This is a genomic window from Nonomuraea cavernae, from assembly GCF_040655715.1.
In the GTDB taxonomy this organism is placed as follows: Bacteria; Actinomycetota; Actinomycetes; order Streptosporangiales; family Streptosporangiaceae; genus Nonomuraea; species Nonomuraea cavernae_A.
In genome coordinates, this window is the sequence record NZ_JBFAKL010000034.1 from 1 (window position 1) to 17,423 (window position 17,423).

Annotated in this window: 15 protein-coding genes; 4 read left to right on the forward strand and 11 right to left on the reverse strand. The window is 70.7% G+C overall.

The window, feature by feature from the left end:
* Nucleotides 1-311: 311 nt before the first annotated feature.
* A complete protein-coding gene (locus AB0I38_RS34890) occupies nucleotides 312-1,394 on the forward strand; it encodes an AI-2E family transporter (protein WP_358490956.1) in 1,083 nt (360 codons plus the stop codon).
* Here AB0I38_RS34890 and AB0I38_RS34895 read toward each other — a convergent pair.
* The 8 genes from AB0I38_RS34895 to AB0I38_RS34930 form a co-directional block, all read right to left on the reverse strand.
* Nucleotides 1,351-2,031 carry a helix-turn-helix domain-containing protein gene (locus AB0I38_RS34895; protein ID WP_358490963.1) on the reverse strand — a complete coding sequence of 227 codons (681 nt, stop codon included), beginning with the start codon at nucleotides 2,029-2,031 and terminating at the stop codon, nucleotides 1,351-1,353. The two genes, AB0I38_RS34890 and AB0I38_RS34895, sit on opposite strands and share 44 nt — an antisense overlap.
* Before the next feature lie 46 nt (nucleotides 2,032-2,077).
* On the reverse strand, nucleotides 2,078-2,932 hold the full coding sequence (locus AB0I38_RS34900; RefSeq protein ID WP_358490968.1) for a hypothetical protein: 855 nt from the start codon (nucleotides 2,930-2,932) through the stop codon (nucleotides 2,078-2,080).
* Between the two features lie 66 nt (nucleotides 2,933-2,998).
* A complete protein-coding gene (locus tag AB0I38_RS34905; protein WP_358490978.1) occupies nucleotides 2,999-4,195 on the reverse strand; it encodes an ABC transporter permease in 1,197 nt (398 codons plus the stop codon).
* Nucleotides 4,192-4,854, reverse strand: coding sequence for an ABC transporter ATP-binding protein (locus AB0I38_RS34910; RefSeq protein WP_358491361.1), 663 nt, complete (start codon nucleotides 4,852-4,854; stop codon nucleotides 4,192-4,194). Before AB0I38_RS34910 ends, AB0I38_RS34905 begins: the two co-directional genes overlap by 4 nt.
* Complete coding sequence (locus AB0I38_RS34915) at nucleotides 4,854-5,948, reverse strand: peptidoglycan-binding domain-containing protein (RefSeq protein ID WP_358490984.1); 1,095 nt, start codon at nucleotides 5,946-5,948, stop codon at nucleotides 4,854-4,856. Before AB0I38_RS34915 ends, AB0I38_RS34910 begins: the two co-directional genes overlap by 1 nt.
* Complete coding sequence (locus AB0I38_RS34920) at nucleotides 5,945-6,457, reverse strand: hypothetical protein (protein WP_358490987.1); 513 nt, start codon at nucleotides 6,455-6,457, stop codon at nucleotides 5,945-5,947. Before AB0I38_RS34920 ends, AB0I38_RS34915 begins: the two co-directional genes overlap by 4 nt.
* 24 nt (nucleotides 6,458-6,481) lie before the next feature.
* A complete protein-coding gene (locus AB0I38_RS34925) occupies nucleotides 6,482-7,891 on the reverse strand; it encodes a sensor histidine kinase (protein WP_358490991.1) in 1,410 nt (469 codons plus the stop codon).
* On the reverse strand, nucleotides 7,888-8,568 hold the full coding sequence (locus AB0I38_RS34930; RefSeq protein ID WP_358490995.1) for a response regulator transcription factor: 681 nt from the start codon (nucleotides 8,566-8,568) through the stop codon (nucleotides 7,888-7,890). The genes AB0I38_RS34925 and AB0I38_RS34930 overlap by 4 nt, the downstream gene beginning before the upstream one ends.
* A 287-nt stretch (nucleotides 8,569-8,855) precedes the next feature.
* Between AB0I38_RS34930 and erm the strand changes: the two genes are divergently transcribed.
* The gene (erm, locus tag AB0I38_RS34935; protein ID WP_358490998.1) at nucleotides 8,856-9,680 is read left to right on the forward strand and encodes an ErmE/ErmH/ErmO/ErmR family 23S rRNA (adenine(2058)-N(6))-methyltransferase; all 825 of its coding nucleotides are present in this window, start codon (nucleotides 8,856-8,858) and stop codon (nucleotides 9,678-9,680) included.
* On the opposite strand, the gene AB0I38_RS34940 is transcribed toward erm, so the two are convergent.
* Nucleotides 9,669-10,937, reverse strand: coding sequence for a hypothetical protein (locus AB0I38_RS34940; RefSeq protein WP_358491002.1), 1,269 nt, complete (start codon nucleotides 10,935-10,937; stop codon nucleotides 9,669-9,671). The genes erm and AB0I38_RS34940 overlap by 12 nt on opposite strands.
* A gap of 226 nt (nucleotides 10,938-11,163) precedes the next feature.
* On the opposite strand from AB0I38_RS34940, the gene AB0I38_RS34945 reads away from it, so the two are divergent.
* On the forward strand, nucleotides 11,164-12,768 hold the full coding sequence (locus AB0I38_RS34945; RefSeq protein ID WP_358491006.1) for a molybdopterin-dependent oxidoreductase: 1,605 nt from the start codon (nucleotides 11,164-11,166) through the stop codon (nucleotides 12,766-12,768).
* A 20-nt stretch (nucleotides 12,769-12,788) separates the two neighbouring features.
* Here the strand turns inward: AB0I38_RS34945 and AB0I38_RS34950 are convergent, their stop codons facing one another.
* Together AB0I38_RS34950 and AB0I38_RS34955 are read right to left on the reverse strand one after the other, a co-directional pair.
* Nucleotides 12,789-14,186: a carbohydrate-binding protein gene (locus AB0I38_RS34950; RefSeq protein ID WP_358491012.1), complete on the reverse strand. Its 1,398-nt coding sequence runs from the start codon at nucleotides 14,184-14,186 to the stop codon at nucleotides 12,789-12,791.
* Nucleotides 14,187-14,458: 272 nt separating this feature from the next.
* A complete protein-coding gene (locus tag AB0I38_RS34955) occupies nucleotides 14,459-16,282 on the reverse strand; it encodes a M14 family zinc carboxypeptidase (protein WP_358491018.1) in 1,824 nt (607 codons plus the stop codon).
* A 256-nt stretch (nucleotides 16,283-16,538) separates the two neighbouring features.
* Between AB0I38_RS34955 and leuE the strand changes: the two genes are divergently transcribed.
* A complete protein-coding gene (leuE, locus tag AB0I38_RS34960) occupies nucleotides 16,539-17,195 on the forward strand; it encodes a leucine efflux protein LeuE (RefSeq protein WP_358491022.1) in 657 nt (218 codons plus the stop codon).
* The last annotated feature ends 228 nt before the right edge of the window (nucleotides 17,196-17,423 follow it).

The window sequence follows — 17,423 nt, forward strand, 5'->3', positions numbered from 1 at the left end:
CAAATCCTCCCAGCCCCCCAGATCCGTGTCAAATTCACCCGAACCAGTCTGACCAGCAGAAATCGAACACCACCCCGTTCCCAGGGCAACCCCTCCAACTTACTCCAGCACCCGCCCCGTGTCAACTGGGCTGGTCGCGGACATGGTGATCCGCTCACTGGTCAGGCTAGGAAGGTGACCCTCGGCAGGACCGACGATCACGTCGTCCTCGCGGGCTTGGTGAACTCTATGCAGCGCCTCCGGAACCGTCAAATCAACGGATTGCCCGCTCCGGACAGGTGTTCCGGGCCTCTCCAGGGTAAATAGAGGCCGTGCTTGATCAACCCGTGCCCAGAGCGCTCATCGTCCTGCTGGGGATCGCCGGCGCGGTGATCGTGTTGTTCGGGATGCGCGAGGTGGCGTCCATTCTCGGCCCGATCATCCTGGCTCTCGTGCTGGTCATCGCCGTCGCGCCGGTGCGTTCCTGGCTGGGCCGACTTGGCGCTCCCACCTGGCTTCAGGTGACGGTGCCGTTTCTGATCGTGCTGCTCGTGCTGCTGGCCATGGTCGCGGTGCTGACGATCTCGGCCGTGCAGCTCGCCTCGCTGCTCCCGACGTACACCGAACAGTTTCAGCAGTTGCTGGTCGACGGCCGGAACTTCGCCACCAGCCATGGCATCAGCAACGAGCAGATCAACAAGTCCCTGGAGACGCTCGACCCCGGCCGGATCCTGGGGATCGCGCAGACCCTGGTGTCGAGCACGCTGGGCGTGGTGTCCAGTCTCTTCCTGATCGTGGTGCTGCTGCTCGCGATGTGCCTCGACGCGCCCTCGACGGCCAGGATCCTGTCGACCGGCCAAGGCAGAAAGCCACAGCTGGTGACCGCGCTCGCCACGTTCGCGCACAAGACGAGGCGCTATCTGATCGTCTCCACGATCTTCGGTCTGATCTGCGCGGCGCTGGACGTGGTCGCCCTGTCGTTTCTGAACGTGCCGCTGCCACTGCTCTGGGGTGTCCTCGCGCTGATCACCAACTACATCCCCAACATCGGCTTCGTCCTCGGACTCATCCCGCCCGCGATGCTCGCCCTGCTCGACCACGGCCCCAAGCAAATGCTGCTGGTGATCGCCGCGTACATCGTCATCAACGTCGTGATCCAGTCGTTCATCCAGCCGAAGTTCCTCGGTGACGCGGTCGGGCTGTCCACCACGATGACGTTCATCTCGCTGATCGTCTGGGCATTCGTCCTCGGCCCACTCGGCGCTCTGCTCGCGATCCCGCTGAGCCTGCTCACCCGCGCGGTGCTGGTCGACAGCGACCCCCGCGCGAAGTGGGCGGCCGCTCTCATGTCGGGCGGCCCACCCGCGGACGCTAAGCCGCCAGACGGCGCGGGGACACCCCACTCAGCCTCTTGACCTCGTGAGACAGATGCGCCTGATCGGCGTACCCCGAGATCAACGCCACCTCCGCGAGAGGGACCCCGGATCGGGCGAGCCGCAGCGCACGCTGGAACCGGACGATCCGTTGCAACGTCTTCGGTGAGTAGCCGAACCCTGCCACGCTCCGGCGATGGAACTGCCGCTCGCTGTAACCGAGCTGCCAGGCGACCTCGTGCACCGACAGCCCCGAACGCAGGGCGGCCACGATGGCCGGAGCCGCCGGGTCGCTTGGTGAGGTCTGCCGGAGCCGGACGGTGATCGCCGCCCGCATGGCCCGCAGACGCTCTTCCGGAATCTCCACCGCGAGCTCGGGGAGCGCGTCGAGGTCGGTCAGCGGCACCCGCTGGTCGCGCAGCCAGTGGACCGGCACACCGAACACCTCGCCCGCGGCGCCCGGCTTGAAGCGGATGCCGGTGAACGTGTCTCCCGCGCGCATCGAGGTGGGCATCGGACCGGTGTCGGGACCGGCCACGAAGGGCCCGTCAGGCCCCCAGATGAGGTCGACGCATCCGTCGGGCACCACCAGCTGGGTCGTGTCGGTCTCGGCGACCTGGCTCCACTCACAGGCGACGCGCTCGGCGAGCCACGGCGCGGGAGGCCGTTCCTCGTACATGCCTCCACGCTAGGCGAACCCACCGACAGAAACGCGGCGGGCCCGCTCAGGGGGACAGACGGCCGTAGTCGCGCAGGGTCTTGAGGCACCCCACCGTCACGTGGCCACCCCATTCGTGCTCGACCAGCGGGGTCCACATCTCCCAGTTGCCATTCCACCCTCCCTCCGGGGACTGGGCGGCAAGGAGCGCGTCCAGGTGCCGGTCCAGGGTCTCGGTGTCGAACAGCGGCAGCCGGAGCGGCGACGGCGCGAAGTCCAGCGGGAAGTGCGCGGCCCCGGGGGTGCCGGGGTCGAACGCCACGGTCTCCAGGATGGCGTCGCGGAGCCTGCCGAACTCCGCCTCGGCCCGGTGGCGGTCCGGAACCCGGTCCAGGAACGTGACGATCGCCCGGGCCTGGTACGGGTTCGTGCGCTCCACGTCCGCGATGGCCGCCCAGCAGAACTCGGTCGCGGGGCCGAGCCACGGGTGCTCGATGCCGTGCTCGTGCAGGAGTCCCGCGATCGAGGCGGTCGGGATCAGGTTGCCAGGTGGATCGTCGCCGGTGTTCCACCAGGGAGCCCGGAACGTGTCGCGCACGCTGGGCAGCACGAACGGCACGCCGCCGTCGGCAGCGGTCACCGACCGCAGGTAGTCGCAGGCCGCGGGCACCATCGGGTCGGAGAAGGCGTCGAGCTCGTCCAGGATCCAGAACGCCACCTCGACCGGCTCGGGCTGGCTGCCGGCGCCGCGCAGGTCGGGTTCGAGGGCGTTGCCGAACCCGCCATCGGAGTTCTGGTAGCACCGCAGCGCGGCCAGCACCCGCTCCCGTGACCCGCCGGCGAACAGCGCCTCGAACCTGAGCCTGTCAAGCAGCCGCCCGTGCACCTGCAGGTATCTCTCCGCCTGATCTCGTGTGTCCATGGCCGCCAACGTAACCGGCGAGGGGCTGAGGTCTCTTGTCGGAATCGGACACGCCTGCAGCCGGCGTCAGGGGGTGGCCAGGGCCTCCGTCGGCGACATGCGCGCGGCCCGTACGGCCGGGTAGAAGCCGGCGACGCCGCCGATGACCAGGGTGGCGAACACGCCGCCGAGCATCACCCAGACGGGCACGATCGCCGGCCAGCCCTGGAACCCCGCGTAGGCGGTGGTGACGCCGATGCCCAGGGCGACGCCGCCGACGCCGCCGATGGCCGACAACAGCAGTGACTCGGCCAGGAACTGCAGCCGGATCTGTCCCCGGGTGGCGCCCAGGGAGCGGCGTAGCCCGATCTCGGCCCGGCGTTCGAGCACGGAGATCACCATCGTGTTGGCCACGCCGACGCCGCCGACCAGCAGGGCGACGCCGCCCAGCCCGAGCAGCAGCGCGTTGAGCGTGGCGTCGGTGGCCTGCTTGGCGGCGAGTACGTCCGACGGCCTGGACACCTCTACCTCGTTCGGCTTTCCGGGGTTGGCCGTGGGGCCCAGCACGTCGCGCACCGCGACCACGGAGTCCTCGCGGGCCCGGGTGTAGATCGTGGTCGGGTAGCCGTCGAAGCCGAGCCGTTCCTCGGCGACCGGCCAGCCGACCAGCGCCGCGGTGTCGAGCTCGGGGGCGAGCGGGGCAGGGCCGAGCACGCCGACGACGGTGAACCACTGACCGCCCAGCCAGACCCGCTGGCCAGGTCCCGCCTGGACGACGCCGAGCCGGTCGGCCGCCTTGGTCCCGAGCACGGTGGCGGGGTAGCGGTGGGTGGCCTCGTTCAGCCAGGCGCCGCTGACGACCTGGGCTCCGGCGTCGCGCGGCAGGTCGAGGCGGGCGGCGGAGACGGAGATGCTGCCCGACTGGGTCTCGGGAATGTGGTCGTTGCGGTAGATCTTGGCCGGCGTGGTGCCGGTGGCGGTGACCGAGACGACGGGGCCGATTCGCTCGATCATGCCTTCGGCCTCGACGGGGAGGTGGGAGCTCTCGCCGAAGAGCGTCTGGCCGGGTGAGACGGTGAGCAAGTTGGTGCCCAGGGCTTCGAGCTGCCGGCTCAGGTCCTCCTGGCTGGAGGCGGAGATGCCGACGACGCCGAGCATGGCTGCGATGCCGATGGCGATGCCGAGGGCCGACAGGAACACCCGCAGCGGTCGGGCTCGCAGGCCCGATCCACCCACCCGGACGACGTCGCGAGGGCGCAGGCGGGCTGGAGTGAGGAGGGTCATGCCCGCCCCCCGTCCACCACGTGGCCGTCGAGCATCTCGACCTGCCTGGGCAGCGAGGCGGCGATGGCGCGGTCGTGGGTGATGACGACCACGGCCGTGCCGCCCGCGTTCAGCTCGCGCAGCAGATCCATCACGCCGGCGCCGGAGCGGGAGTCGAGGTTGCCGGTCGGCTCGTCGGCCAGCAGCAGCCGCGGGTCGCCCACGACGGCGCGGGCGATCGCGACCCGTTGCCGTTCGCCGCCGGACAGCTCGTGCGGGCGGTGGCCGAGCCGGTGTCCGAGTCCGACGCGTTCGAGTGCCTCCAGGGCGCGCAGGCGGCGTTCGCGGAGCGGGGGCCCGGCGTACAGCAGCCCGTCGGCGACGTTGTCCAGCGCGGACACGCCGGCGGCGAGATGGAACTGCTGGAACACGAAGCCGATCAGGTGCGCCCGCAGGGCCGACAGCCGCCGGTCGGTGAGGGTGAGCACGTCGTGCCCGGCGATCGTGACGGTGCCGCTCGTCGGCCGGTCCAGGGTGCCGATCGTGTTGAGCATGGTCGACTTGCCGGAGCCGGAGGGCCCGACGATGCCGACGAGCTCGCCGTGATCGATGCCCATGGAGACGCCGCGCAGCGCGGCGATCTCGCCGTACGCCTTGCTGACGTCATGGAGTTCGGCGATCACGTCGGCACCGCCACGGTGGTGCCCTCCTGGATGCCGGTGATCTCCACCTGGCCGTCGGCGAACAGGCCGGTCTCGACGGCGGCGTAGCGGGTGCCCGCGCCGTCGACCACCTGTACGCCGTAGCCGCCCTCGGCGAGGGCGAGCAGCGCCCCGACGGGTACGGCCAGCACGTCCTCACGCCGCACGGCCACGAAGGTGACCTCGACGGGCGCGGCGTCGAAGGACCGCTCGACCCCGCTGACCGACACGGTGACCTGGACCGTGGTGGCGGCCTCGGCTCCGGTGCCGGTCTCGGTGGCGACCTTGCCCACGCCGGTGATCTCGCCGTTGACGGTGGCGCTTCCGGGCAGCTCGACCGTGGCCTTCATCCCGCGCTTGACCAGGTGCTCGTCGGCCACGTCCAGGTCGACCAGCACCTGTCTGGTGGTGCCGGTGGCGGTGAGCACGGGCCCGCTCGCGGTGGCGCCGAGCGTCGTCCTGTGCTCGGCGACGCGGAGCGGGCCGTCGGCCACGACCACGTCGCCGGGCTCGACCGTGCCGGTGACGTCGAGGCCGAGGTCCTCCTGCCAGTTCTCGACGGCCTCACGGGTGGCCCAGGTGAAGGCTCCGTCGGCGTCGAAGCCGACGTGCCCGAGCTTGCGGAGGTTACGTTCGAGCAGCTCGACGTCCTTGCCGTGGACGCCGTTCTCCAGGGTGCGGTAGAGCGGCATGGTTCCGTACAGGAGGGGGCGGCGGTCGGCGTCGACGCTGTAGACGGCCTTGCCCCGGGTGATGGTGGCCCCCTCGGCGGGTAGCCAGGTGATGGTGCCCTGGGACCTGGCGGTGACGGTCACGCTCTCGCCGTAGCCGAGCGTGCCGTTTACGGTCCTGGTCTCGGTGAGTGTCGTCCTGGTCACCTGGGCGGTGGCCGGCGGGGTGCGGGCGGCGACGGTCGTGCCGGATCCGTCACCGCCGACGCCCACCGCGGCTGCGGCGACAGCGGCGGCGAGCAGCGCCGCGCCGCCCGTCCACGCGGCCACCCTGAGCGGGCGGCGGCGGTGCGGCGGCAGGGCTCGCGCCGCCTGCCGCCTATCCTCCTTCGGCTCGGTCACCGCTTTCTCCCCAGCTCGGGGAAGGTGCTCCGGCACGCCTCGTACGCCTTCCGGAAGGCCGGATCGTTGGGCTTGATACGTCCCGTCCGGCCGCCGAAGCCGCCGTCCGGGTCGGGGTCGGGCAGGTCGACGCCGTTCGCCCGCATGCAGGCGGTGAACGCGCGCATCCTGTCCAGGTCCTCCGGAGTGAGCCTCCCGCGTTCCTTGACCGGCGAGAACTCCTGGCAGGCCACCGCGGCCTTCTTGACCTTCTCCATGTCGGCGTTCTTCGCGGCGGGCGGTATGAGGCCGCCGCCGGCCTCGGGGTCCGGCATGTCGATGCCGTGATCGCGCATGCACTGGGCGAACTTCCGGCTCTGTTCCTGCGGATCGGTGGTGGCGGTGGGCGAGGCGCCGGTCGTGGGGCCGCCGGAGGCGGCGGTGACCGAGGCGACGTCCGCTCCCCCTTGCTGGGCGCCGCAGGCGGCGGTGGCCAGGGCCAGCGCGGCGGCGACGAGGATTCGTCTCATGCCCCCGAATGTGCCGAGTTGCCCTCAGAGTGAGCTGGGAGCCGCCTTGGAGCGAGGTAGGAGTACGCGGAAGGTGGCGCCGTCACCCGGCGCGGTCTCGAGCTCGACCCGGCCGCCGTGGGCGTGCACGATGGCCGCCACGATGGCGAGGCCGAGCCCGGCGCCTCCGGCGGACCTGGACCTGCCCCGGCTGACCCGATAGAGGCGGTCGAAGATGTGCGGGGCGTGCTGGGGCGGCACGCCGGGCCCGGTGTCGGCCACTTCGAACACGGCCACGCCGCCCGAGCCGCCGACCCTGACCGTGACGGCCGCGTCGTCGGGGGTGTGGGTGAGGGCGTTGCCGACCAGGTTGGCGGCGACCTGGCGGAGCCTGACCTCGTCGCCGACGACCGAGACGGGAGAAAGCCCGCCGCCGAGGCCGGTCAGCCTGACGTGCCGGCCCGGGACGCGGGCGCGGGCGTCGCGGATCGTGTCGGCGGCGATCTCCAGCAGGTCGACCCGGGCGCGGTCCAGGGGGCGTTCCTGGTCGAGCTGGGCCAGGGTCAGCAGGTCGTTGACGAGCACGCCCATCCGGGCGGCCTCGCCCTCGATCCGGCGCATCGTCTCGTCGGGGTCGTCGCCGCCTCTGCGGTGCAGTTCGGCGAAACCGCGTACGGAGGTGAGGGGTGTGCGCAGTTCGTGGGAGGCGTCGGCGAGGAAGCGGCGCATCCGTGACTCCGAGGCGGTCCTGGCGGCGATCTCCGACTCGACGCGGTCGAGCATGACGTTCATGGCCGTTCCGAGGCGGCCGGCCTCGGTGTGCGGCTCGGGCGCGGGAACGCGGCTGGCGAAGTCGCCGCGGGCGATCTGGCCGACGGTCCGCTCCATCCTGGTCAGAGGGCGCAGGCCGAGCCGGACGACGGCGTCGGCGGCGAGGCCGAGCAGGAGCAGCACGAGCGCGCTGACGGCGAAGGCGATGGCGGCGAGGGAGGTCTGGGTCTGTTCGATCTCGGCGAGCGACTGGGCGAGGACGACGGTGCCGCCGCCGGAGGGGGTGGTCGCCTTCAGCCGCCAGGACGGGCCCTCGGTGCCAGGCACGGTGTAGGGGTCGCCCAGGTGCACGTCGGTGAGGTCGGGGCCTGGCTGCGAGCCGCCGGGCAGTTCGCTGACCAGCCTGCCGGCGGCGGAGTAGACGTAGATCCTGGTCACGGAGGCGAACCGTTTGGCCAGCAGCTCGCCCAGGGGCACGCTCTCGGCGCCGGCGGGGACCGGGCGCAACGGAACGGCCTTGGCCGCGACCGGGACCAGGGCGTCGAGCTGCTCGTCCACGCGGCGGAGCTGGTGGTCGCGGAGCAGCGCGATGCCGATCACGTTGGCCAGCACGAGGGCGATCGTGGTGAGCCCGAGGATGGCCATGACGAGCCGGGTGCGCAGGCTCCAGCCGGCGGGGTTCACCGGGGGATCCGCAACGTGTAGCCGACGCCGCGCACGGTGTGGATGAGCTGCGGCTCCCACCTGTCGATCTTCTTGCGCAGGTAGTAGACGTACGACTCGACGATGCTGGAGTCGCCGTCGAAGTCGTAGCGCCACACGCTGTCCAGGATCTGCGCCTTGCTGACCACCCGTCCCGCGTTGGTCAGCAGGTATTCGAGCAGCTTGAACTCGGTGGGCGACAGCTCGACGAGCACGCCGCCGCGCCGCACCTCGTGCGCGTCGGCGTCGAGCTCGACGTCGGCGTAGCGGAGCACGCTGTCACGCCGGGGTTCGGTACGGCTGCGCCGCAGGATGGCCCGGATCCGCAGCACGACCTCCTCCAGGCTGAACGGCTTGGCCACATAGTCGTCGGCGCCGAGGGTGAGCCCCTGGACGCGGTCCTCGACGGTGTCGCGGGCGGTCAGGAACAACACGGGGATGCGCTCTCCGAGCCTCCTGGCCACCTCGAACCCGTCGATGTCCTCGAGCATCACGTCGAGCACCACGATGTCGGGGGCGAACTCTCTGGCCGCCGACACCGCCTCCGCGCCGGTCTCGGCGGTCCTGACCTCGAACGAGACAAGCCGTAACGTCTGGGAGAGCAGGGCTCGGATGTTCGGCTCGTCGTCCACGACGAGCACCCTGGCCGGACGGTCCATGAGCAAGGTCTACCCCGGCGAGCTCAATGCCGGCTCAAAGCCGCCGCGTTTTCAGGCCCCGGTCCAGGCCGGGTTCCGGGGCTGAGCCGCGATTTAATGCGTTGCCCGTGTTCTCGCCGTTGCCTAGCCTGTCCGGCATGTATGGACACGCAATGACCTTCTTCATGCGTCTGCGGCACAGCCGGGCTCTGGCCCGCTAGCGGACGCGTTCATCAGGTAAGGCGTCCGCAGGCGCGCCCAGGGCCCTTCGAGAGATCCATTCATCTCGAGGACCCGGAAGGGCAGCTGTGGCGCAGAATTTCGCGCACGGAAACTATTCGCACACCCAGGGGAAGGCCGCCCGGAACGGCGGCGCCCGCACGTCCCGTGATCGGGCCAGGCGCGTCCTGTCGCAGAACTTCCTGGTCGACGGGCGGGCTCTGGAACTGGTGGTCAAGGCAGCAGACCCGGACGGGCTGGTGCTCGAACCAGGCTCGGGCGAGGGCGTGCTGACCAGGGCGCTGGCCGAGGCCGGGGCACGGGTCGTCGGCTACGAGATCGACCCGAGGCTCGCCGGACGGCTCGCCTCACAGACCCGCGACGATCCGCGGATCGAGGTGGTCAGGGGCGATTTCGCGGCCGCCCGGCCGCCGCGCGAGCCGTTCGCGGTGGTCGGCAACATCCCCTACTCGGCGACGTCGAAGATCGTGCACTGGTGCCTGCGGGCTCCGGCGCTCACCTCGGCGACGCTGGTGACGCAGTTGGAGTACGCCCGCAAACGCTCCGGCGACTACGGCCGCTGGAGTTTGGTGACGGTGGAGTCGTGGCCGTGGTTCAGCTGGCGACTGGGCGACCGGATCGGCAGGGAGAGCTTCCGGCCGGTGCCGTCGGTCGACTCGGCGATCCTGCGGATCGAGCGCCGTCCGGAGCCGCTGGTCGGCTCGCGCCGTGACTACCAGCGGCTGGTCGAGCTGGGGTTCGGCGGGGTGGGCGGGTCGCTGCGCGCCTCGCTCAGGACCCGCTACGAGGGGGTGGACGCGGCCCTCGCCGCCGCCGGCATCGCCCGCGGGGCCGTGGTGGGCCACGTCCATCCCGACCAGTGGATCGTCCTGTGGGACCGGCTAGTTCGCTGACGGATCGGGCGTCTTGACGGGCGGGGCGAGCTGTGGGGCCGCCGGATCGCGGCGGCCCCACGGCATGGCCAGGACCAGCAGCGGCAGCAGCACGATCGACGCGCGGGACCAGTCGGCGTGCAGCCCCCACCAGGTGTTGACGTCGAACTGCGTCATATAGAGGTAGCCGTACGCCGCCCAGAACGAGACTCCGATGATCGCCGGCCAGGCGAACCTGGTGGGCCGGGCGATCAGGAACGGCATGAACCACAGGAGGTACTGGGCGCCGAGCCGTGGGGTGACGACCATGAAGATCAGCAGGATGGCCGTGGTCATGTCGATCGGGTCGGCGCGCCGCCAGATCAGCACCACGGCTATGACGCAGAGGTAGATGAGGTTGGTGCCGAACGAGGCCAGGTCGGCCCTCAGGGCCCAGTCGCCCCCGGTGAAGTGGGGGGTCCAGCCCCATTCGCCGACGATCGGCCGGATGTCGCGGATGGTGTTGATGACGTCGGGGATCTGGTCGAGCCGGGTGCCCGCGAAGATCGGCAGCGTGACCAGGAAGAACAGGGGCACCACGCCGGTGGTGAAGAGTGCCACGATCCTGGCCCGCAGGTGTGGCAGGAGCAGCAGCATGCCGGGGATCAGCCAGATCGGCCAGCTCTTCGCGCACAGGGCCAGGCCCATGAGCAGCCCGGCCAGCGCGGCTCGTTTCAGGTCGGCCCGGTCGGTGGGCCCGGGCAGCAGGGCCCGGCGCAGCATGCCGCCGGGGCCGAGCACCCGGTGCAGCGCGGTGGGCCAGCCGTAGGCCAGCACGCCCCGCCGCGCCCTGGCGGCGACGTGGGTCGTGACGCCGACGCGGTCGGGCGAGCCGGGACCGCGCGCCACCACGAAGGCGGCCACGCCGAAGACCAGCGCGACGGGCTCGACCTGGCCGTGGATGGAGGCGACGAGCAGGGCGAGCGGGTTGAGGGCGTACTGCAGGGCGCGCAGCGACGCCTTGGGGCCGCCGGCCAGTTTGGCCACCAGCGGGATCAGCACGATGTCGGCGACCACGGTGACCAGCCGGCCGGCGTATTCCCAGGGGATGCCGAACCAGAGCAGGATCCCGTAGACGTAGGGGATCGTCGGCAGGAAGTGCCAGCCGCCCTCGCTGGCCAGCACCGGGTCCTCGCCGTTGAGCACGGCCTCGCCCGCCGGCCGGAAACTCTCGACGAAGTCGACGGGTTGCCAGGAGTCGTTGGCTGCGGTGAACAGCAACAACACGCGTACGGCCACCCCCACCAGGATGGCGACGAGGAGAGGTGGTCTCCAGTCGCGCCACTGGGCAATCAGGGCGAATACGACTCCGGCAACGAGGACAATCCCCGTAAGAACTGCGTAATCCATGGCGGCACTAGCCTGCCGTACTCCTCTGGATGCTGCGACTTGGCCTAGAGATTCTTAACCCGACATGGCGGGTCGTACCGCGATAGACCATCACCCTCTGTGCTGAACTTTTCCCATGGGGGGATCGCACGTCAACCAGGCACTGGTCAGGCTCTATTTCGAGGTGAAAGTCGGGCTTCGCGACCCGGTCGCCGCCTGGGCGAAACTCACAGGAAACTCGCAGTTGTACCAGCGGGCCCGCGGGGAACGCCGGGTTCCGCTCGACGAGGGCACAGCGGCCGAGCTGACCGCCGCCGCCATCGTGCACACGGCCGCCGAGCACGGCGCCGACCGGGTGGCCGCGTTGGCCACGTCGCCGCTGGCCGGGCTGGTCGGCGACCTCGGTGGCGCGGTGCTGACCGAGCAGCCGAGCGCCCCGCTGCAGATGCTCGGGCGGGACTTCAGCGGGCCGCGGGCCGACGACTGGGCGCGCGCCGCGCACGTGATGCTGTGGGGGGAGAACAACCGGCTCGCCCGTACACCCGACACGCCCTGGGTGATCGCGGGCCGCTACAAGGGCCAGAAGGTGGTCGCGATCGGCCCGCATCCGACGCGGTTGTCCGACGAGACGCTGGTGGTGCGGCCCGGCACTGACGGCGCCCTGGCGATGGCCATGGGCCACGTGCTGCTCAAGGAGTTCTTCCTGGACCGGCCGGCGTTCGCCTCGCACGCGATGCGGCGCACCGACCTGCCGTTCCTGGTGCGGCTGCGCGAGCGCGGCGGCGGCTTCGTGGCCGACGGCGTGGTGGGGCGGCCCGCGGAGCGGCTGAGCGTGTACGGCGGCGACGCGGTCGAGGTGCTGCTGCCCCGCTTCGACGACGGCCCAGGGGTGCTCAACCGGGGTGTTCCGGTGGTGCGCGACGGCGAGCACCTGGCCACGACGGTGTACGACCTGCTGCTCGCGGCGTACGGGGTGGTCCGCGACGGGCTTCCCGGCTGCTGGCCCGGCGACTACGACGACCGGCGCGAGCCGTACACGCCGGCCTGGCAGGAGGCGCTGACGGGGGTGCCGGCCGGGCGCACGATCAAGGCGGCGCGAGAACTGGGGGCCACGGCCGAGCAGACCGGCGGGCGTTGCGTGATCGTGCCCGGACGGCTGGAGACGGCGCACGCCGACACCGCCTACCGGGCGATGCTGGCGCTGCTGGCGCTGACCGGCTGCGAGAACGGCTGGGCGCAGCCGGGCGGCGGGACCGGCGTGCCGCTGGTGCCGTACCTGTGCCTGCACGCGGGCGGCGAGGACGAGGCGAACGTGGGCCGGCTGTGCTGGCCGCTGGCCGACGGAGTGCTCAGCGGGCGCACGCCGCGGTCGGTGCTGCTGGAGGCGGTGGGTGACGGGCTGCCGATGGCGCCCTCGCCGCGGGTGCTGGCGATCCCCCGGCCGATCTACCCGATGCCGCCCGAGGTGGAGCTGCTGATCGGGCCGGACGACCTGTGCGATCTGGCCCCGCCCGACGCCCGGCTGGTGGCCGACGCGGTGGCCAAGCTGGCGGTGGACCACGTGGAGCCCGCCCCGGTGGAGGCGGCCGGGCCGGCCGCCGAGGCGCTCTCCGTCGAGAGGCGGATGCGACTGCTGGTGGATCACGCGTGGATGCACGAGTACGGGGAGGCCCTGCCGACGTACCGGCCGCCGGGCCCGGGCCTCCCCGTCAAACCGACTCAGCTGGTCGTGCTGAGGTAGTCCGCGCGGTCATCGCCCGGCTAGAAGCCGGCGGTGATCCTGGTGAACTCCCACTCGCTCTGGGAGATGCCGCTGCAGTTGGAGACCACGCCGCCGCCGGGGCAGGAGCGGTCGCGGTTGACGGACCAGTAGGCGAGCCTGGTCAGGCCCCTGGCCTTGGCCCAGTCCCTGATCTGGGTCCAGGTGGCCGGGGTGGTCAGCTCCTGCTGGTCGGACAGGCCGTTCATGCCGGAGATGCCCATCCGGGCGTACGCCTGGGCGTCGGTCCAGCCGAAGGCGTTCTTCAGGGCGTTCTTCAGGCCCTCCGAGGCGTTGACGGTGTCCTGGTAGATGTTGGAGCTGCCGAAGTCGAACGGCATGATCGTGTAGTTGTCGATCGGCACGCCGAGCGCCTTCGACTGGTTGATCAGCCGGACGCCGTGCGCGTTGGGGCCGCTCGTGGTGGTGCCGAAGGTGACGACGACCTTCACGTTCGGGTTGTTCTGCTTAACGATCTTGAGGCCGTTGAGGATGCGGTCCTGGACGGTGTAGTTCTCGAACTCGTCGGTGTTCTCGATGTCGAAGTCGACCACGGCGGGACCGACGGCGTTGATGACCTGCTGGACGGCGCCGGCGAAGGCGGCCGGGGTGGCGCAGTTGGGGCCGAGCTTGTTGCCCTGCCAGCCGCCGAACGAGATCTGCACGCTGCCGCCCGCGTTCTTGATCGCGGAGATGGCCTGCGCGTCGGCGCCGCCGGTCAGCGGGCGCTGACCGTCCCAGGCGGGGGTGCAGCCGCCGCTCGACAGGATGAACGCCATGGTGAACGACTTCACGCCGGTCGCGCTCATCACGCTCGCGGGCGCGGGCGGGTTGCCCCAGCCCATGTAGAGGTAGGGCGCGCCGGGCATCCTGCCGCCTCCGCCGCCCGTGCAGCCGCTGGTCGTGCCGGTCACCTGCCCGCTGGCCGCCGACTCGCCCGCCGAGTTGTACGCCCTGACGGTGTAGGTGTGCGTGGTGCAGGTGCCCAGCGAGCCGATCGACGCCGAGGTGCCGGTGACGGTGGCCCGCACCGTGCCGCCCTCGTAGACGCGGTAGCCGGTGACGGTGCCCGACGAGCCGCCCCACGACAGGGAGATCGAGCTGTTGGTGGTGCCCGTCACGCTGGGAGTGCCGGGTGTGGAGGGCACGCCGGGGTTCTGGCCGCCGCTGACGACCTTCCACAGCGCGGGCACGTTGGGGGGCTCCCAGCCGGGCTGGGAGGTGTGGCTCTGGACGCACTCGTAGTCGACGCCGTTGTAGGTGACCCGGGTGCCGGCCGTGTAGGAGGTCCAGGCCTGCCACTGGGGCGCGGCGAAGACCGCTGCGCTGTTGGCGGCCGGTGCGCCGGTGACGAGCCCGGCTCCGATCATGGCCAGGGCGGCGGCCAAGGCGAGGAACATGCGACGAAATCTCATGGCATTCCCTGGGGGGTGCGGGTCCGGGATGATGGCGTGCCGCACGGCTCGCGCCGGGGGGTGAGAACGCGAGCCGTGCCGGCCCGCTTCCCGGGGAACGGGCCATCTGAGGGCAGCCGGTGGGCTTTTCTTTAGGAAACTTTCCTAAGAGTTGTCGCGATGGTAGCCCTGACAACGAATCCTGACAAGACCCAAACAACGCCAGGGGGCCACCCGCCGGGTGCGGCGGGTGGCCCCCTTCGCCGTACGGAACGGACCTACTGGGTGATGCGCACGTCGTCGACGCCCGCCTCCACCAGAGAGGCGCCCGACGCGTCGGCCGCGTCGATGAGAATGCGGATCGTCTGACCCGCGTAGGCGCTCAGGCTCGCCGTGGCCACGCTCCAGGCGCCGTTGCGGTTGGACGCCGCCCCGGCCTGCTGGAACACGGTCGTGGTGGTGTTGCCCACCACCCTGACCCTGAGGTAGTCGGCGCTGGAGGAGTTGGAGCCGTGCGCGAGATACCACGACAGCGACAGGCTCGGCGAGCCTCCGGCGGGCAGCGTGATGGGCGGCGACTGGATCGAGGTGACGCCGCCGTCGAGGTCGTACGTCCCGGCAGAGGAGCCCGCCAGGCGGCCCGTCACCAGGTCGTTGCTGCCGCTGACCGTGGTGCCGAGTTGTTTGGCCCCGGAGGAGGTGGTCGCCTCGGGGTCACCGCGCTCCCACTGCCCGGAGGTCGCGGTGTCGGTGCCACCCGGGTTGACGGTCCAGCCCGTGGCGGTCTCGAAGGTGTCGGAGTAGACGGTCACGGGCGGGGTGCCGGTGCCGCAGTACTGCGACTCCTTGCCGATGATCCGGTAGACGCAGTCGGAGTATTCGAGGAAGCGGAGCACGGACTCCCTGTTGCGCGTGGTCTGCGGGCCGATCTGCTCGTCGGGCGGGTAGAAGCCCGGACTGGAACCCACCGGGTACATCTCGAACGTGTAGGTGAAGATCTTGTACGCGCCCCACAGCCAGTCGTTGATGGTGCCGTCGGTGATGTAGAGGTCGCTGGCCTGCTCGGGGGTGTAGCTGTTGGTCGAGGCCATGTTCTGGCCCAGGGTGGCGTGCGCGTCGCGGTCGTCCTGGGTCAGGCCCGGCGCGGTGTCGTTGAACGTGTAGCCGTACGGCCACAGGACCAGCTCGCTGTAGGTGTGCCAGTCGATGTGCGCCTTGAGCTGCTGGACGCCGCCGACCACGCGGCCGCGCACCCAGTTGGCCACGGCCTTGACCTCGGGCGCCGACTCGGCCGCCGCGCCGCGGTAGGTGTCGCTGGAGGTGCTGCCCGAGGAGCCGCCACAGCAGCCCCAGTTGTAGGCCCAGTTGCGGTTGAGGTCGGTGCCGACCGCGGACGAGCCGCTGTTGGGCTGCCGGTTCTTGCGCCAGGAGCGGTAGCTGCCGGTGGCGATGTCGTACTCGCCGCCGTCGGGGTTGAGGTCCGGCATGATCCAGATCTCCCGGCTGTTGACCAGGTTGGTGATCCGGGTGTCGGTGCCGTAGTTGTCGGCCAGCAGGTGCATGATGTACAGCGCCATCTCGACCGTGAGGTGCTCGCGGGCGTGCTGGTGCGCCGTGAAGAGCACCTCGGGCTCCGCCTCGTCCGTGCCCACGTTGTCGCTGATCTTGACGCCGATCAGTTGCCTGCCCTCGTACGACGTGCCGTACACGAACTTGCTCGCGATGGAGGGACGGGCGGCGACGAGGGCGTTGATGTTCGCCGTCATCTCCGCGTAGTTGTGGTAGGCCGAGTCCGCCGGCGGGAAGTCAAAGGTCCCGACACCGGACGAGGGTAACGGGCGCGGCACCTCCGAGACCCGGTAGCCGAGCTTCTTGATCGCGGAGACCTCGGCTTCCGTGGCGGTGACGAGGACCGAGCCCTGCGCCACCTCGTCGATCGCCGCGCCCGTCGCGGCCACTGCGCTGCGTTGCTGGGCGTTGGCCGGCCCCTCCACCCGATACAGCCTGTTCGGCGGTGGTTCGGCAGAGGCTCCCGCCCCGGTGGCGCCGGTCAGGCAGATCAGTCCCAGGACGGCCAGCAGGATGACCAATCGATGTCGCACCCTGTCCTCCTCGAACGCGCGGGCTAGGTGTTGACACGCGTCTGAACCGAGAGTGAGGACCATCCTTGTGCCGGGAAAGACCCAATTCTCCGTCCGGTCTTCCTGTCCAGGTCGGGACCTTTCGTCCGATTTAACCCCAGGCCGGAACCGTGGATTTCTGAACGCTCAAGGTTGCGGGTCACCGGCTCCCGGGAGAGCGGCCGGCAAGCGCTCCCGGCTATCGTGACTTGTCATCACTTCTCCGGGAGCTACCAGCATGTTCTTCGGTATCACCGACCTCTGGACGTACATCGCCGGCGCGTTCTTCATCATCCTGCTGCCGGGCCCGAACTCGGTGTACGTGCTCAGCCTCGCCGCACAACAGGGCGTCCGCCAGGGCTACCGGGCCGCGGCGGGCGTGTTCGTCGGTGACACCGTGCTCATGGCGCTCGCCGCGGCGGGGGCGGCCTCGCTGCTGCGGTCGAACCCGGTGCTGTTCACGATCGTGAAGTACGCGGGCGCCGGGTATCTGGCGTGGATCGGCTTCCAGATGATCCATGGCGCCTGGCGGGCTTGGCGCGCCGAGCCGTCGGCCGACGAGACGGCCGGGCCGCCGGTCGTCTCCCGGCATCCGCGGCCGTTCCGCAAGGCACTCACGATCAGCCTGCTCAATCCGAAGGCGATCCTGTTCTTCGTCTCGTTCTTCATCCAGTTCGTCGACCCGGGCTACGCCACGCCTGCGCTGTCGTTCCTCATCCTGGGGGCGATCATCCAGGTCTTCAGCGTTCTCTACCTGACGGCCCTGATCTTCGGCGGCACCTTCCTGGCCCGCCAGTTCCGCTCGCGCCGCCGCCTGGGCGCCGGGCTCACCTCAGGGGTGGGCGCGGTGTTCCTCGGCTTCGGGGCCAAGCTCGCCACCACGTCGCTGAGCTGAGCCGGAGCCGCAGGCCGCGGGCAGGTGGCCGCCCGGCGCGGGAGTCGTACGGGATGTGTGGTGATTTGTCCGGGTAGATCGACTCAGTTGGAGCGCGCCAAAAGAGGCAGCGGCCCCGCTATCCGTCAGGTACGGTAAGCCCGCGGTGCACCGCCACACGCGCCGGGGTGACCTTGAGGTAACCCCGAGCGGTCCATCCGGCAAGCCTGGTCCTCCGAAGCCCGGGTA

Coding starts and splice junctions, on each gene's coding strand:
- AB0I38_RS34945 (WP_358491006.1), top strand. CDS start 11,164: ATGGGGGGATCGCACGTCAACCAGGCACTGGTCAGGCTCTATTTCGAG.
- AB0I38_RS34905 (WP_358490978.1), bottom strand. CDS start 4,195: ATGACCCTCCTCACTCCAGCCCGCCTGCGCCCTCGCGACGTCGTCCGG.
- AB0I38_RS34895 (WP_358490963.1), bottom strand. CDS start 2,031: ATGTACGAGGAACGGCCTCCCGCGCCGTGGCTCGCCGAGCGCGTCGCC.
- AB0I38_RS34950 (WP_358491012.1), bottom strand. CDS start 14,186: ATGTTCCTCGCCTTGGCCGCCGCCCTGGCCATGATCGGAGCCGGGCTC.
- leuE (WP_358491022.1), top strand. CDS start 16,539: ATGTTCTTCGGTATCACCGACCTCTGGACGTACATCGCCGGCGCGTTC.
- AB0I38_RS34930 (WP_358490995.1), bottom strand. CDS start 8,568: ATGGACCGTCCGGCCAGGGTGCTCGTCGTGGACGACGAGCCGAACATC.
- AB0I38_RS34920 (WP_358490987.1), bottom strand. CDS start 6,457: ATGAGACGAATCCTCGTCGCCGCCGCGCTGGCCCTGGCCACCGCCGCC.
- AB0I38_RS34900 (WP_358490968.1), bottom strand. CDS start 2,932: ATGGACACACGAGATCAGGCGGAGAGATACCTGCAGGTGCACGGGCGG.